Origin of the sequence: Providencia sp. PROV174, assembly GCF_028480685.1 — a bacterium.
GTDB classification, from domain to species: Bacteria; Pseudomonadota; Gammaproteobacteria; order Enterobacterales; family Enterobacteriaceae; genus Providencia; species Providencia rettgeri.
The window spans coordinates 38657-55818 of sequence record NZ_JAMPOT010000009.1 but is presented as its reverse complement, the minus strand read 5'-3'; the positions used below and the strand labels follow the sequence as shown (position 1 = coordinate 55818).

13 protein-coding genes are annotated in these 17162 nt (G+C 40.6%); 10 read left to right on the top strand and 3 right to left on the bottom strand.

Translation table 11 applies throughout. The features are described from left to right. Positions 1 to 245: 245 nt before the first annotated feature. Together PSE60_RS07500 and PSE60_RS07495 are read left to right on the top strand one after the other, a co-directional pair. Positions 246 to 1670 (top strand): aminotransferase-like domain-containing protein, encoded by a 1425-nt coding sequence (locus PSE60_RS07500; RefSeq protein WP_004910542.1) that lies wholly within the window; start codon positions 246 to 248, stop codon positions 1668 to 1670. Between the two features lie 119 nt (positions 1671 to 1789). Next, positions 1790 to 2332: a HutD family protein gene (locus PSE60_RS07495; RefSeq protein ID WP_210838941.1), complete on the top strand. Its 543-nt coding sequence runs from the start codon at positions 1790 to 1792 to the stop codon at positions 2330 to 2332. Here PSE60_RS07495 and PSE60_RS07490 read toward each other — a convergent pair. Continuing rightward, positions 2329 to 2940: a LysE family translocator gene (locus tag PSE60_RS07490; protein ID WP_272665030.1), complete on the bottom strand. Its 612-nt coding sequence runs from the start codon at positions 2938 to 2940 to the stop codon at positions 2329 to 2331. The genes PSE60_RS07495 and PSE60_RS07490 overlap by 4 nt on opposite strands. A 160-nt stretch (positions 2941 to 3100) precedes the next feature. Here PSE60_RS07490 and PSE60_RS07485 point away from each other — a divergent pair, with 160 nt between their 5' ends. From PSE60_RS07485 to PSE60_RS07450, 8 genes are all read left to right on the top strand, one after another. Continuing rightward, entirely contained in the window at positions 3101 to 3574 is a 474-nt protein-coding gene (locus PSE60_RS07485) for an Lrp/AsnC family transcriptional regulator (RefSeq protein ID WP_210838918.1), read from the top strand. A gap of 641 nt (positions 3575 to 4215) precedes the next feature. Next, on the top strand, positions 4216 to 5559 hold the full coding sequence (locus PSE60_RS07480) for a radical SAM protein (RefSeq protein ID WP_272665029.1): 1344 nt from the start codon (positions 4216 to 4218) through the stop codon (positions 5557 to 5559). A gap of 10 nt (positions 5560 to 5569) precedes the next feature. Next, positions 5570 to 6259, top strand: a complete 690-nt coding sequence (locus PSE60_RS07475; RefSeq protein WP_272665028.1) for a TorD/DmsD family molecular chaperone — start codon at positions 5570 to 5572, stop codon at positions 6257 to 6259. Between the two features lie 28 nt (positions 6260 to 6287). After that, positions 6288 to 8870 (top strand): molybdopterin-dependent oxidoreductase, encoded by a 2583-nt coding sequence (locus PSE60_RS07470; RefSeq protein ID WP_272665027.1) that lies wholly within the window; start codon positions 6288 to 6290, stop codon positions 8868 to 8870. Positions 8871 to 8883: 13 nt separating this feature from the next. Then, positions 8884 to 9426, top strand: coding sequence for a DMSO/selenate family reductase complex B subunit (locus tag PSE60_RS07465; RefSeq protein ID WP_210835542.1), 543 nt, complete (start codon positions 8884 to 8886; stop codon positions 9424 to 9426). Positions 9427 to 9437: 11 nt separating this feature from the next. Continuing rightward, on the top strand, positions 9438 to 10292 hold the full coding sequence (locus PSE60_RS07460) for a dimethyl sulfoxide reductase anchor subunit family protein (RefSeq protein WP_272665026.1): 855 nt from the start codon (positions 9438 to 9440) through the stop codon (positions 10290 to 10292). A gap of 257 nt (positions 10293 to 10549) precedes the next feature. Next, a complete protein-coding gene (locus PSE60_RS07455; protein ID WP_272665025.1) occupies positions 10550 to 12673 on the top strand; it encodes a TonB-dependent receptor family protein in 2124 nt (707 codons plus the stop codon). Between the two features lie 18 nt (positions 12674 to 12691). Beyond that, on the top strand, positions 12692 to 13837 hold the full coding sequence (locus tag PSE60_RS07450; RefSeq protein WP_272665024.1) for an ABC transporter substrate-binding protein: 1146 nt from the start codon (positions 12692 to 12694) through the stop codon (positions 13835 to 13837). Positions 13838 to 13911: 74 nt separating this feature from the next. On the opposite strand, the gene PSE60_RS07445 is transcribed toward PSE60_RS07450, so the two are convergent. After that, entirely contained in the window at positions 13912 to 15732 is a 1821-nt protein-coding gene (locus PSE60_RS07445; protein ID WP_272665023.1) for a CocE/NonD family hydrolase, read from the bottom strand. A gap of 4 nt (positions 15733 to 15736) precedes the next feature. After that, positions 15737 to 17152 carry a YfcC family protein gene (locus tag PSE60_RS07440; RefSeq protein WP_272665022.1) on the bottom strand — a complete coding sequence of 472 codons (1416 nt, stop codon included), beginning with the start codon at positions 17150 to 17152 and terminating at the stop codon, positions 15737 to 15739. Positions 17153 to 17162: the final 10 nt, after the last annotated feature.

The following is a 17162-nucleotide window of genomic DNA, read 5'->3' as shown; positions in this document are numbered from 1 at the left end:
TGACCCCTGAGTGGATATGTTAATGACACGCAACATTCAACGTTTTGATGAGAGCAATTGAGGCGCTAATCCCTAGCAAAAGGAGTTGCTCACACCTGAGTGCAAAATAATCGCCATCCAACGAAAAATGTTTTGTGCTTATAGTTAAAAAAAAGTCAGGTGAATGTGTGGATAAGTAGAACATGAGACGATAAACTATAATAGTAACAATTATTGAGATATTAACTATAACAGTCGAGGCGGCTATGACGAGATATGAACAATTAGCAGCACAAATTCGTCAGCAAATTGAAGACAATATCTGGCAAGTGGGTGACAGATTACCTTCTTTGAGGGAAAGTGTTAAACAGTCGGGTTTAAGTTTAATGACTGTTGTGCAAGCATATCAGTTGCTTGAAAGCCAAGGATGGGTCGTTGCTCGCCCGCAATCAGGATATTACGTGGCAAATCGCAATAACGCATTTGCTGCCGCAAAAGGAGGTAAAGGGCTACATTTGAATGAAAATGTAGAGATTAACGCCTCTATTTTTGGGGTCTTACAAGCTTGTAAGGACCCGAATATTATCCCATTTGGCTCCGCATTTCCAGAGCCTGCTTTATTAGATGACCCAAAACTCGCGAAATCACTCGCGTCTGTCGCTAGGCGCTTATCTAAATTTAATACACCAGCTAATTTGCCTCCTGGTAATGAACAGCTGCGTCGAAACATTGCTCAGCGTTATGCAACTCAAGGGATCCATGTTGCTCCCGATGAAATCGTGATTACAGCCGGAGCAATGGAATCTTTAGTTCTGAGTTTACAATCAGTCACTCAGCCTGGGGACTGGGTCGTTATCGAATCACCTGCATTCTATGGTTCACTTCAGGCAATTGAGCGGTTAAAACTCAAGGCAATTGCTATTAAAACAGACCCACTATTTGGTATTGATCTTGACGCGTTAGAGGATATTGCAAGCAAATATCCAATTAAAGCCTGTTGGCTGATGACACATTATCAAAATCCATTAGGCGGTACGATGCCGCAAACGAACAAAAAACGACTGGTCGATATCCTGAATAAGCAGCAAATTGCATTAATTGAGGATGATGTCTATGGGGAACTTTATTTTGGTAACAAACAGCCAATACCCGCAAAGGCACTAGATACTAAAGGAAATTTCTTTCATTGTTCTTCGTTTTCGAAATGTTTAGCGCCGGGGTATCGTGTGGGGTGGGTTGCCGCGGGTCAACACGCGACAAAAATTCAACATTTACAAATGATGAGCACCGTTTCTGCCAGCGTTCCCACACAATTAGCTATTGCTGAATACTTATCATTAGGGGGATATGACAACCACCTTCGTAAACTGCGTTTAACGATGGAACAACGTCAGCACCAAATGTTGAGTGCAATAGCAAAATACATGCCTCAGTCAGTAAAAGTTAATACACCAAAAGGTGGGTATTTTTTATGGCTAGAATTTGAACCGCCATTTAATGCTATTCGTTTGTATCAACTCGCATTAAAAGAGGGGATCAGCATTGCACCGGGAAGTATGTTTTCCACCAGTGATCAGTTTAATCATGCATTTCGTCTTAATGCATCGTTTACATGGAGTGAGAGGGTGGAAGAAGCAATGAAAACTTTAGGCCGTTTATGTCACTTTTTAATCAATGAGAGGCGTGATTAGTCACATTATCATTGTTAATTCATTGCCTTGAAAGATTAACTTTGCCAATCTAAGTATAAATCTAAATGTGTTAGCAGCAATAGATGGGAGGTAATGTGAAAATAAAATGTTTTGACATAATGGAGTTACCTATCCTGGATTGGCATGATGGTGCGGGGGCCAGCCAAGAAGTATTTTGCTGGCCTGTTGCATCGGACTATTCACTACGCGCAAGCATTGCGACCATTGGACAAGAGAGCTATTTAAAACGCTATGCGGAAGGAGAAAGGTTGGCAGTATTGTTGAATGACCAGCCGCTTCTGTTAACCGATACCAAAGTATTTGAGTGTCGACTAGAGCACGCAGGTGATCATGTCCAATTTTCAGCTCAGCAATTTTGTGCGGTAAAAGTCCCAAAGCCATCAGTTAAGTTAATGAATTTCATTTTTCGAGATGACAGGTGGGCGGCTAAAAACTATTTCATCACTGAAGAGTGTAAATTACCAGTTAACCAAGCAGGGTTAGTCTATGTGCTCAATGGCAAATGGGAAATTTCAGGCGCAAATTGCCATCTTATGGCGCAAGGACAAGGAGGCTGGTGGCTACCTGATATCGGTGAAGGGGTGATAAAACCACTTAGCACCGATAGCAAGTTAATTTGGATTGAATTATTGCCTCGCTAACTAGTAGCTAAACCAATAGCAGCCAGTGTTAGCATACCGCCGGCAACACCCTCGGTTATACGGCGTTTTTTATCATTATAAGCTCGCTTATTATGCATGGATGCAAATAATGCACCTATTACACCGTAAATCACGACACACGAAAGTATAAAAGAGGCTGAGAGTATCAAGGACTGAACGGCTACACTTTCTGTCAGTTTAATAAAATTCGGTAAAATAGCGAAATACACAAGTAACCCTTTAGGGTTAAGAAAGCTAGTTAGAAATGCTTTAGCGATTACTGCCTTTGTTGATACAGTTTGAATCTTTAAGTCTCCCGCTTTCATCGCAGATAACACCATGCGGATAGCAAGATAAGTGACATAAGCCACGCCAACCCATTTAATGGTATGAAAAATCATGGGGGAAGCTGCAACAATCGCAGCTAAACCAAGTGCAGCCAGAATCGCATGCGCCACATAGCCCAGTATAATACCGAAATTAGCTTTTAAGGCAGCAGAGGTGCCTCCTGATAATCCTTGTGCGGAAATAAAAAGAATATCTGGGCCTGGTGTGCAGACTAAAGGGACTACAGTTGCGCTAAATAAGAGTAAGGTCTGTAACTCCATTTCAATTCCTCATTATTGTTTATTGTTATTTCACGCAACTGGCCAGTAGCGATAAAATTATAGCGATAATCCAGTGATATTGGATTTTTTTATTGCTTTAAAATAAACAATAATTAGTATTTAATATCATTAATTAATATTAGATTGGAGTTCAGTTTCAATGAAGGAAAATAGACTAAAATTGGATGCTATTGATAGGCGCATCTTACAGGTTTTACAAAGAGATGGAAAAATTCAGAATATTGAATTAGCTAAAGAAGTGGGGCTTTCCCCGTCACCTTGCCTGCGTCGTGTGAAATTGCTTGAAGAAGCAGGGGTTATCAAACGTTATGTGGCCGTGTTGGATGGCAGTAAAATTGGAGCTGGTCTTTCTTTATTTGCACGTATTTGGTTTAAAACACAAGATGCCAAGACCATCAACCAATTTGTTGAGGACATTAAACTAATGCCTGAAGTCGTTGAATGTCATCTAATGGCAGGTGAATGTGATGCTTTGATCCGTATTGTAACGCAAGACTTAGCCTCTTATCGTCGATTTCATGCAGACCATTTAACGCAAATTAGCAGCATTCAGAGTATTAAGACGGAGGTGCCAATGGAAACGGTTAAGGTGACTTATGCTTTACCACTTTGACGATAATGACCAATCGAGTGATAGTGACGAGTTGGGAGTGCCTAACGATGAATTATAATTATATCTTTAACTATGATAAAAAGATAAATAATAACTATGCTGTATTTATTAGAGAGGTTTATAAAAGAAATTAAATATGATAAATATGAATAGCTGAACATTTTTTGAATTTTAATTTTACAAATTGAAATATTATTTCCTCTCTTTTAATGTTGAACGGTTAGTTTAATATTATTTTAGAATGCTATTAAATGAGGTATTTGAATTTTATATGGCGATTTTTAAAGAGATAATTCTCATATAATGAGAACACGATTAAGTAATAACCTAGCCATAACGACAGCGATAGCTAATTATTTGATATATAAATAATGAAAGGAAAGTTTTTTTGATCCTGCGCAACACCATATTACGTCACTTACCTATACTGATATTAATTAAAAATCAAAACAATATAATGCGAATATTTCTTATTTAAAATTTTTCAATTTAATCGGTAATGATGTGAGTGTTTATAAGCATATTTTAAAATGTTATTAGTATTTTAATGACAGTTTATTAATTGATTGTTTACGTTCTAAACCTAATTGAAGACTCACTGAATAATAGGAACTGTTTGCTCATAAATTGAAGGGAAATTTATGATCTATCCTATTACTGATAGAACAATATCGACAGTAAATAATCAAAAATTTAAGCGCTACGCTATTCGCTATTTGGATATCGAACAGCAAACACAGCAGGCAATCATAGAATATGGCCTTAATTTTGAAGCCCCTTTTGCACAGCAACATGAAATTGAGAAACTCAAACTAAGTATAAAGAATCATGGCGCAACTTTTGCCAATAATGGGAAGAGTATACATTGTAATTGGCTCTCGAGTGCTTGCGTGCAATGTCGTACAGGGGAAGGGAGCCACACAACATTTTTGTCATTAAAATGTCACCGCGATTGTTACTTTTGTTTTAATCCAAACCAAGAAAATTATCAGGGTTATCAACAGGAAATGCGTGATGCGATTGGGGAAGTTGATGCAATTGCCGAGCAAAGTTACCCACTAACTCATATTGCGCTAACAGGCGGGGAGCCTCTACTTTTTCGCCAAGAAAGTATCGAATTTTTCCAAACCGTCCAACAAAAACTACCTCAGGTTCATAGCCGTTTATATACCGCTGGTGACCCATTAGACCGTAACACTGCATTAGCTTTAGCGAAGGCAGGTCTACAAGAAATCCGTTTTAGTATCAAAATTGATGATTCAAAAGAACGCATCACCAAAGTTTTGCACCGCATCGCATTAGCGCGTGAAATTTTTCCAGCGGTTATGGTGGAAATGCCGGTGATCCCCGGTACAGAACAGCAAATGTATCAGTTATTAACTCAGCTTGATGATATTGGTATTGATGGTATCAATTTATTAGAGTTTTGTTTCCCACTAACAAATAGTGAAGCGTATCAAGCCCGAGGCTTCGAACTTAAAAATCCACCTTATGAGGTGTATTACAACTATTGGTATGCTGGTGGATTGGCGGTTGCACAGAGTGAATTAGCTTGCCTTCGAGTGCTTAATTTTGCACTAGAAAATAAATTATCGCTTGGGGTGCATTATTGCTCTTTAGAAAATAAACATACGGGGCAAGTGTACCAAAGTAATGCTTTTTTCGAACACAATGAAAAAGTATTAGGAAAACATTACTTCTTCTCTTCTCAAGATTATTTTTTTAAAAGCGCCAAGGTTTTTGGTGATGATTGTGAAAAAGTGGCGGCTTTACTGAAACACACAGGCGTTTCTTATTATCAAGATTTGTTACATGGGTTTTTGCAATTTAACCCTGAAGCAATTTACTTATTAACCCCACTAGCCAAACTACCTATTGCGTTGACCTCTCACATTGTTGAGCCCGATGAACAGGGCAATCCTTTAATTAAAGAAGTGCGAATTGAACTCACTACACCCGCTGAATTTTTACTGACTGACCTGTAGGGATACATTTATGACCAATGACGACCAAATTTTAGATTTTCTGTATGCGCGTCAATTTGCTTATGACGTATTGCGGCGTTTGTTTATGGAAGAACCAACGCCAGAGTTATTAAGTTATTTGAGAGACTCAGGGTTGTTGTTGTTTCCCTGTGATGAAGCATTACCCGCGATGAGTAATGCAATAAATGACATGCATAAAGACTTAAACAATAGGCAGCTAAAAGCCAATACTGAGGATTTTGAAAACTTGCATTGGGATTTTACTCGCTTATTTATTGGCCCAGAAGCCCCGCCAGCAGCGCCATGGGAGTCAACTTATGTTTCCCGTGACAAACTGTTATTTCAAGAAAGTACCTCAGCAGTGAAATCCTTTTATGAACAGTATGGCGTTCATTTACCGGAAGGGGATAGGGAAGCCGCTGACCATATTGGTTATGAGTTAGATTTTATGTGGCATTTAAGCCTGCGTATTACTGAACTTATTGATAGCGAAAATGAAACCGTTGATTGGGTTAAAGTAAACGCGTTGTTGCTCGGGTCTGCCACATTTTTAAATACCCATTTATTGGCGTTTATTACGCCATTTTGCCGCTCAATGCATAACCATGCAGACACATTATTCTATCGCCAATTAAGTTCATTAGTTGAGCTTTTCTTACGTAATGATATTAAAAAAATCAATGAGTTAGTTAATTTATAATAATAAACAAAATGAAGAGGTAAGAGCAATGTCAGAAAGACAGAAAATAGCCTTGAGTCGCCGTTCATTTATAGCTTGGACATCAGCGGCATCAGTGATGGCTACGTTACCGCTGAGTAAGCAATTATATGCGGCAACACCAGAGGAAGAAAAAGCGGTTGAGCAAGCAACAGATGCGGTCACTCAAGGGAAATGGAAGCCCGTGGCCTGCTGGCATAACTGTGGTGGCCGCTGTGTTAATAAAGCACTGGTGGTTGATGGCGTGGTTGTTAGGCAAAAAACCGATGATGTGGTTGCGGACTCACCTGATTTCCCACAACAACGAGGTTGTTTACGTGGCCGTTCACAACGTAAACAAGTCTTTGGCGCAGATCGCTTAAAATATCCAATGAAACGTAAAGGCTGGGCTCCCGGTGGTGGAGATAAAAGCTTGCGAGGCCGAGACCAATGGGTACGCATCAGTTGGGATGAAGCATTAGATATTGTGGCATCAGAATCGAAACGTATTAAAGAAAAATATGGGAATGAATCGATTTGGATCACTGGCGGTAATGGTGTTGATATCCAAAACGTTTATGCGAAAGCTGGGGGATTTGTTGGCGATTGGGGAACAACCTCATGGGGGGCATGGTTTGAAACACCAGCTCATTTAGGATTGCTTGAAGGGTTTTATACGTTTGGTACCAATGATCGCTTTGATATGCGTAACTCCCAGTTAATTGTAATGTGGGGAGCAAACCCAGCGTGGAGCAGCCCTGGTAGCCCAACCTATAATTACTATCAAGCGAAAAAAGCGGGAGCGCGCTTTATTAGTATTGACCCAAGTTATACGACCACGGCAGAGTTAATGGATGCAGACTGGTACCCTATCAACCCCGGTACTGACCATGCTTTAGCTCTGGGTATCATGTCTGCGTTATTAGAAATGGATAGCCCTGACAACCCATTGATTGATTGGGATTTCTTACGTCGTTGCACGGTTGGTTTTGATGAAAATAATATGCCAGCTGGCGCTGATCCAAAAGGTAACTTCAAAGATTATCTGTTAGGCACCTACACGGGGGAGCCGAAAACACCAGAGTGGGCCTCTCATATTTGTGGTCTGTCAGCCAGTGATATTCGCAAGTTAGCGCGTGAAATCGGCGGTACTAACCGAGTCGCATTGCTTACCGGTTGGGCGCCTGCTCGGATCCATAATGGTGAAGGATGGGTACAAGCATTCTCAACATTAGGCTTTATGACTGGCCATATGGGAAGGCCTGGTCGCATGACTGGGGTTAGTTGCCACTTCGCTGCTGGAAATAATGGCACACGGCTCGTAATGGCAGGAGCCAGTGGGTTACCTTCAATACCAAATCCAGTTAGCTTGAAAATTAATCACAATGAGCTTAACCGTGCATTATTAGAGAAAAAATTCCGCCAACGTGGTGTTGGGAATGTCGATGCAAATATCCAAATGATCATTCACCCGTTTAATGCGACACTGCAAACGCGAGCTAATATTTCGCAAAGTGTTGAAGCTTATCGTAAAGATGTAGAGTTGGTTGTAACTGCAGCATATGTTCCACATACTTGTGCTAAATATTCGGATATCGTCTTACCCGTTACGACAGAGTGGGAACGCGAAGGAACCATATTAAATCCAAGTAACCGCGAAGTTATTATAGCTGCGGTGAATGTAACTCCGCCACTTTATGAGGCGAGAAGTGACCAGTGGATTGCCAAAGAAATAGGTAAACGTTTGGGTATTAATGTCGATGAAGTTTTCCCTGTTTCGGAAAAACAACAATTTTTTAATAAACTCAATGGCGCAACAATTATTGGTGAAGATGGTAAGACGACAGAGCCATTAATCACCATTACCCAAGCAGATATTGATGAATGGCAAATAACAGGTAAGCCACAGCAAGGCCGAATTACCCTCAATGAATTTCTTACTGTTGGGAAATACCAAGTCAAGCGTACTGCTGGTGATAACTATGGTTATATTGCCTATGAAGATTTTATTCGCGACCCTCAAGCCAATCCACGACCAACTCCGAGTGGTAAATTCGAAATTTACTGCCAAAAATTAGTCGAAAAAGCCGATGAATGTGGCTGGACGAAATTACCGCCAATTCCTGAATATATCCCGTCCGCAAGCGGTTATGAGGCAAGTTTTAGCGACTTCTCGAAGAAGGAAAAAGGGGATTATCCATTCCAAATCTATAACCCACACTATTTACGTCGATCTCACAGTACGCTTGATAACGTGCCTTGGCTGCGTGAGCAGTGGCCAAGCCCAATTTATATCAATGCGTCTGATGCGAAACGCTTGGGTATTAAACACGGTGAAACTGTGTTGATAACGAGCCCACAGGGGAAAATTGTGCGTCCTGCTTTAGTCACACAAACTATGAAACCGGGTGTTGTGGCATTACCACATGGAAGTTGGACAGATGTTGATGAAAAAACAGGAATAGATATGGCGGGAGCTGATAATACGCTAACCATTCAAGTCCCTACAGGGCTTGGGACGTCAGGGTGGAACACGATGCTATGTAATATTGAAAAATGGCATGGTGACCAGCTAGTTCCAGATGCTGCAATTCCACAGCGTATTATTTTTTAGGGGGCAATAAGAAATGGATAAACAAGTTGGATTTTATATTAATGTTGCCACTTGCATTGGTTGCAAAACCTGTGTTGTTGCATGTAAAGACAAAAATGATCTCGAGGTCGGGCGCAACTTTCGTCGTGTGTATGATATTGAAGTTGGTGAATTTCCACGTCCTCGGACTTGGCATTTGTCTATTGCCTGTAACCATTGTGACGATCCGCAATGTGTCAGCCATTGCCCTACCACCGCAATGCATAAACGAGAAGAAGATGGGGTTGTATTAGTCGACCATGATAAATGTGTGGGGTGCCGCTATTGTACATGGGCTTGTCCATACGAGGCACCTCAATTCGATGCCAGTATTGGAATGATGACTAAGTGCGACACTTGTCTTGATCTCCGTGAAAAAGGCGGGAATCCAATGTGTGTTGATTCTTGTCCTATGCGTGCGATTGAATTCGGTCTAATTAGTGAGTTACGTAAAAAATATGGCTCGAATGCAGATATTGCAGGGTTACCTAGCTCAAGTATTACCAAACCGAACCTGGTTGTCGGTACAAAAGGATAAGGAGAATTATCATGCATGAATTTCCATTGGTGGTTTTCACCTTATTTATGCAAGCTTCTGTAGGGTGTTTGCTAGTTTCATTGGTGTGCTATTTTCGTGTACTTGAAGGCGGAAATAACCGACAAAGTGTCCAGTTTATTAAACTGCCTATTTTAGCAAGTTTTATTCTGGGCTGTGTTGGGTTGTTAGGCTCACTATTTCATATGGGGAACCCGCTACACATGTTTTACACCATGTTGCATGTGTCGACCTCATGGATGAGCCGTGAAGTGTGGGCGACGGCAATTTATATGGCGCTCTTGTTTTTCAGTATTGCACTGCTATTACTTAAACAAAATGCGAATGCGCTGTTACTGTCGCTGAGTGCGTTAGCCGGTATTATCTATATGTATGCAATGTCAGCGTTATACGCTAATACCTTGTTTAACCTCTGGAATGGCTTATTTACCTACGCCAGTTTCTTTGGCGCGGTGTTATTGCTTGGTGGTGTAGTTGCGGCATTATTACTGGTAGGTTCTTTACGTCGCCATGGCAAAGAAGAGCAATTAAAACGTGTGGTCAAAATTGCGCTAGGTATTGGTGTTATAGGAATTTTACTCATGTTACTGGGCGCATTATCTCTACTAGGGAATATGGGAGAGCCGATTTATATGGGAATGACGCCACGTGAACTCCCTGATGGTTTAGTGAACTTAAGTATTGTTAGAATCATACTTATTGCATTAGGGGTATTGTTTGTTGGTCGTTTACTGTGTCAAAAAAATGGGCACAATGTGAATGCAACATTCGTGATGTCACTGGCAACACTCTGTATTTTTGTTGGCGAGGGAGTTGGTCGGGTAGTGTTTTTCTCACTAGGCGGTTAGTTCTTATTAGAAGCAAAATATTATTTGTTTTGCTTTTAACCATATGATGTCGTTAAGTAATATGCTCCGAGGGGAAATTTTCCCTCGGATTTTTTAGTTTTCTTCAGTGCTTTTCATTCTAAATCAAAAACAATAACCCTTTATATAATAAGGAATTAAGCTAGAGTAATTTCAAAATAAATAGTAAATTAAGTTGATTATCTGTAATGATTCTAATTATCATTATTGCTCTTAATCTCCTTTGTTACGTATCCCTTATGAATTTAAAAACTAGCAAGTTACTAATACCATTAGCAATTTCAGCTGCATTAGCGCCTTATCATGTTTTCGCTGTTGAAAATTCAAAAAATGATCAGATTACAGTTACAGGTAATTGGCTTGAAAATACTGAAGATGGTGAGGTGGTATTTAATCACCCAGGTGCTCGGACAGTAAGATCTCAACAGCAAATTAAAGAATTAGGCAGTGAAACCATTGGGGATGCTTTAAAAGGGATCCCAGGGGTGCAGGTACGCGAAAGTAATGGGACAGGGGGAAGCGATGTTTCCTTAAATGTAGGGGTACGAGGGTTAACCTCACGTCTTTCACCGCGTTCAACGATTTTACTCGATGGTATGCCACTAGCCGCTGCGCCTTATGGTCAACCTCAATTGTCGATGTCACCATTATCACTAGGTAGTATTGAATCTATTGATGTGATCCGTGGAGGGGCTTCTGTGCGTTATGGACCACAAAATGTGGGTGGTGTAATTAACTTTGTGACTAAGCCTATTCCGAAAAACTTTTCTGGGGGTGTTTCGTTACAAACTCAAGGAGCTAAAACGGGTGGGTTAAAGACATTGGTGGATGCGTCCGTAGGGGGTTCAAAAGCGGATGATTCAGCGGGAGCGCTATTGCTGTATTCAGGGTTACACGGGCAAGGCTACCGTAAAAGCAATGATAATACTGATATTGATGACCTGATTTTAAAAACCCGTTATGCCATAACAGATAACGACGAGCTACTGGCTAATTTTCATTACTATCATGCGATGTCAGGTATGCCTGGAGGGTTGACTCAAGCGCAATATAATACTGACCCCTTCCAATCAACACGGCCTTATGACCGTTTTGAAGGCAATCGACAAGATATGTCATTGAAATACAAACATGAAGAAGATGACAAGCAATTTGAGTTAATGACATGGTTTAGTAAAAGTTATCGGGGTAGTTACATAGAAAGTGACCACAAAGATAAAGCCAATGAAAGACGCTTAGTTTCTTACCCTCGCCACTATACCGCTTATGCCATTGAGCCTAGCTACTCACAATTATTCCGTTTTAATGATATTTCACACGAAGTGACAGTGGGGTATCGTTATTTAAATGAGACCGCAGACGAAAAAGCTTACCGTTCAAATTGGTACCAAGCGGGCACTCAAAGTTCGCGGCCGAGTACCAATGATTATTATCAACACACATCGGGTGGAACAGAAGCCCATGCGATTTATCTTGATGACACGATTGATGTCGGTAACTGGACTATCATTCCGGGTATTCGCTATGAAAACATTAATATTCATTTAAATGATAGCTTTAAAAACCAAAATAGAAGTAAGCGATATAGCGAACCACTTCCTGCGTTAGCCGTGATCTATCATATTGATGATGAATGGAAACTATTTGCTAATGCGAGTACGTCATTCGGCAGTTTACAGTATTTCCAGTTGAATACTAAAGGGGTAGGGAATTCCCCTGCGAATGGGTTAAGTGCAGAAAAAGCACATAACTATGAAGTGGGGACTAAATACGATAATACAGCGCTATCCCTTGAGGCGACCTTATTCTATATCGACTTTGATGACCAACTACTTTATGTTGAAAATACAACGGGTTGGACAAATCTGGGCGCCACGACTCACCAAGGTGTGGAATTGGCTGCAAGGTATAACCTGTCTGACCTGAGCGATAAATTGGAGGGTATCAGCGTATACAGCACCTATACCTACACGAAAGCGGTCAGTAAAAAAGGTGACTTTGCCCATAAAGATTTACCGTTTTATTCACGGCAGGTCTTTACCGCAGGTAGCCGTTATGAAACGGGGGATTGGGTATGGAACTTAAATACCTATGCGCAATCTACTCAAGAATCGCCAGGGACATCAAGCCATTATGTAACAAAGCCCAGTGCGGATGGTCGATACGGAACAATCCCCGGTTATATGGTATGGGATGCACGAGGTGAGTACCATTTTGGTAAAAGTTTGTCTGATTTAACGCTATCAGCGGGTATTAAAAATCTTTTTGATCAAACCTATTTTACGCGTTCTACGGATAATAATTATGGTATCTATGTGGGGCAGCCAAGAACTTACTATGTTCAAGCATCTGTAAAATTTTAATAAATACAAGGCAGAACAATGATAATGAGAAAACTTATCAATATATTCGTGCTGGTTCTTGGTACGGTTAGCCTACTATTTTCGGCTAGTAGCTTATCTGCACCTATCACGGTGAAGGATATTGCGGGTAGGGACGTAACCGTCAATGCGCCAGTATCTCGAGTGATGCTGGCAGATAGCCGTGTCTTAGTTGCGCTGAATATATTACATCCACAAGAACCACTAAAAGGGATTATTGCTTGGGATGATGCGTTAATAAAAAAAGCGCCTGACCTGAGTGTGGCTTATAGCAAAAAATTCCCAGAATTAAGCAAGATCCCTGTTTTCCCAAACCCGTATACAACGGACTTTAGCGTTGAGAAAGCGTTGGTTGCACAGCCAGATTTACTCATTTTTGATATTGGCTTAAAGAGTAAGCTCACAGAAAGTGGCACTCTATCATTATTGGAAAAAAGTGGCTTACCTGTCATTTTTATCGATTTTAGACAATATCCACTGAAAAACACTTTGCCGAGTATGACGTTATTGGGCCAAGTATTTGGTGAGGAACAACAAGCGCAAGCATTTAATCAGTTTTACCAGCAAAAGTTAGACTTAATCCGTTCAAGAGTGGCTAAACTTAGTCAAGAGCAACGCCCAAGCGTATTTATTGAACGAGCCGCTGGTATCCAAGGGGAAGATTATTGCTGTAAAACGTTTGGTAATGGCAATTTTGGTGAATTTGTTGAAACCGCTGGTGGAAATAACCTCGGTTCCCAATGGTTCAGTATTGGAATGGGGGGGGAAATCAGTGAAGAACAACTGATTCACAGCAACCCAGACTACTATTTAATGACGGCAGCAGATTGGGATAACACTCGTAAAGGTAGTGCTTCTGTACCACTAGGTTATACCGGAAATAAACAAACTTCTTTGGCTAGACTGAATAAGCTAATGGATCGCCCTAAATTTCGTTCATTATCTGCTTTCAAAAACAAGCAAGTATTGGCGCTCTATCAGCAATATTATGATACGCCATTCAATATTATTGCAGTGGAAGCAATTGCAAAATTCATCCATCCGGAGCTGTTTGCAGACCTTGATCCGCAAGCGGATAGCGATTACTTACATAAAACGTTCACTGCCTTAGACGGTGATGGTGTGTTTTGGGTTCAAGCGCAATAATTATCTTCTCATGTAGCCCGCTTTAGTGCTGTTGGCAGCTAAAGCGGGCAAATAGTTTATTAGCTAATAAGAGTTTAAGCTTCGTTGATCACTGGCAAAATAATTTTTGACGGGTGCTCACTAGAAAAATGTAGGCTATTACAGGCTATTTTCCACGTTCTGTCACCTGCGATAGTTTTACCCGTATTTGTATTGAAGTCATACTTAGGGAAGTTGCTACTGGAAATATCTAATCGGATACGGTGTCCTTTTGCGAAACGATTTGCACAGGCAAAGGGCTTAATTCTCACTTCGACAATTTCATTCGGTGTTAATAATTCCTTTTTCTCATATCCATGCCGAAAACGGCAGCGAATAATGCCATCTGTAATATTCATGGCATATCCTTGTGGGTAATCGACACTAGGTGGGTAAACATCAATAAGCTTTGCAGTAAAATCCGTATCTAAAGCATCACTACTGATCCAAAGCGACACCTCTATTTCACCGGCTAAACAGACATCTGTTTGCAATTCTTCGGTTTCGAAAACTAAGACATCACTACGTGCAGAAAGAGGTAGGTTATTTTGTTTGCTACCAAAAAATTGCGGTAATTCACGTTGGTTAAAAGCTCCTCCCCAAAATATCGGTTGGCCTGAAGTTAAGGCACCGCCAATGGTAGGGACAGGGTGCTTAGGGTCATAACAATAGGATATTGAGGCTGTTTTAGTGTAGGGGTGAAGATATAATTTGTTATCTGGCCACAGATAATATGCAGTTTTTTCAGTATTTGCTAAAGGCCATTGATGGCAGTTAAGCCATTTTCCACCATGCTCTATACGCCCTTGTCGGTCACGTTTACCGCTTCCACCACCCATCATAAATATCGTTACATCTTCATGATTGTTTTTGGAGTCTTCATCTTTTAAGTGAGCTTCAAACCAGTTTAACCGGCAAGAAAGCCAATTTTCACTGACATTATTATCAAATGCGGCGATATCACCGAACTCTGCGTCACCACTATGAGTGATATTGCGGTCACCATGGAGCCAAGGGCCCATGATTAATTTTTGAGGTGATTGTTTTTTAGTAACAAATGCATGATAGTTATCTAATGTTGAACTGACATAGGCATCATACCAACTGGACATGAATAATACTGGGATATCAGGTATTTGGTCATAGTAGCCTTCAGCATAGATGCCTATTTTCTGCCAATAATCGGAAAAACACTCTTCTTCCCATTGTTCAAATAAATACGATTCATATTCAGGGACGTGTTTAAGCAATGTTTGTCCTTGATACCATGGCATTGTTGTGAACCATTCATGGATATTTTCTTGTTCGAGTGCAGCTAAAATATCGGGAGATTGCTGGGCGAGTGGGCTTAATTTAGCTTGTTTAAATGCCCAAGTAGCTTGTTTGAGTTCAAAAGCGCCTCCTTGACGGATCCCACATTGATAGGCGTTGGCAAATCCACCGGAATCCAGCACCATCGTGTGTAAGCCTGGTGGGTTTAGACACGCCATTGCTAATTGTGTATGCGCGGCATAAGAGAGGCCCATTGAACCTATTTTGCCATTACACCAGGGTTGTTCCATAATCCATTGTAATGTATCAAAACCATCTTCGGCTTCATTAATATATTTTGTGAACTTTCCTTCGGACTCATAGCGTCCACGGCAATCTTGATACACAACAATAAAACCATACTCATTGAAGTATTTCGCCATTTCTTGGCGTGTTATTTGCTGGCCTGATACTGTTTTTTCCGAACGAGAAGGTGCGCTCTTATCATAGGGGGTTCGCTCTATAATAACGGGAAAAGATGCAGTTGATTGAGTTTGTGGAAAGTAAACATCGGTAGATAGCATTATTCCATCACGCATTTTTATCCGGTAATTCTTCATATCCATCTTATTAATACCCTATGGTCACGGCGATGGTCAGTAAGCCGATACTGATTGCCATAAAAATTAAAAATAGCGGTAAAATATACTTCGCCCAAGTAGTCCAACTTACGCCTGCCGTAGCTAAGAAGATTAATAACCCACTGGATGTTGGTGTGATCATGTTAGTCAGCCCATTACCTATTAAAAATGCAAAAACAGTTGTTTGAGGGGAGACACCAGAAATTTCACCAACGGGGCCTAAAATTGGCATTGTGACAGCGGCTTGCCCAGAAGTAGATGGAATGGCAATGTCTAATAATAGTTGAGAAATAAACATGCTATATGATGAAACATAAGGACCGTGATTACCGACTAATCCAACTAATTGATGAATAATGGTATCGAGAATTTTACCTTGAGAAAGAATAATTTCGACCGCAGTCGCTAACCCAATTAACACCCCTGCGATAAGGACTTTTTTCATTCCACTGACAAATGCGTTAGCAGCGGCACTTGCGGTTAAACCACTACAAAAAGTTAAAATGACACTTAAGAATAAATAGTAAGCAGATAAATCATTATTTTTCCAATGCCAGCGATTAGAGGCATAGACTAAAAATGCAACACCGATAGCTAAGACAATTAACATAAGTTTATGGCGATGGGTTAATCGTGTGGCTTGATTATGTTCTTCAGCCACATAGCTTGTGAGTGTCGTTTTACGAATGCTATAGAAAACAAATAAAATTCCGAGTGTAATAAAAATAAGGTACGCCGCAATTCGCATACTTAAACCACTAAAAACGGGTAAACCAACAAGCGGTTGTGCTATAGAAAGCGCATATGGGTTGGTGATGGAGGCGAGGTATCCTACCTTAACTGCAATCGCTACAATGGCAAGCCCAATAAGTTCATTCAAGCCAACGCGTTTCACTAAGGCAATAACCATGGGAATAACTAAAAGATACTCTTTGGCTAACCCCATAAAGGTACTTCCCATGGAAAATACAATCATTAAGAAAGGGATCAACAAATAGATATTGCCTCGGGTGACGTGAAGCAATCGTTCTAACCCTGATTCTATTGCCCCTGTTTTATTGAGAATTCCAAACATTCCTCCGATGAATAGCACCATATAAATAAGCGGTGATTGTTTAACAATTCCTTCGGGGATCGCTTTAAACAGTTGAGGTAAACTGACGGGCGCGGCAGTACCTTCTGCTGATTTTTCAGTGCCTAATAATTGCTCTAACGTGATGTCTTTAGTAATAGTTTGGTAAGAGTCAGGAATGACTTTTTTGCCATCGCGTTCATATTGGCCTGAATTAACAAAATAAGTCATTAAAAAGGCAATGATAACAATAGTTAACATTACTAAAACTGGGTTCATTTGCCAGCCTGGCGGTGACGATGGAGTTTGTATGGTGTTGTTTGTTGGTTGCATGGTGTTGTCT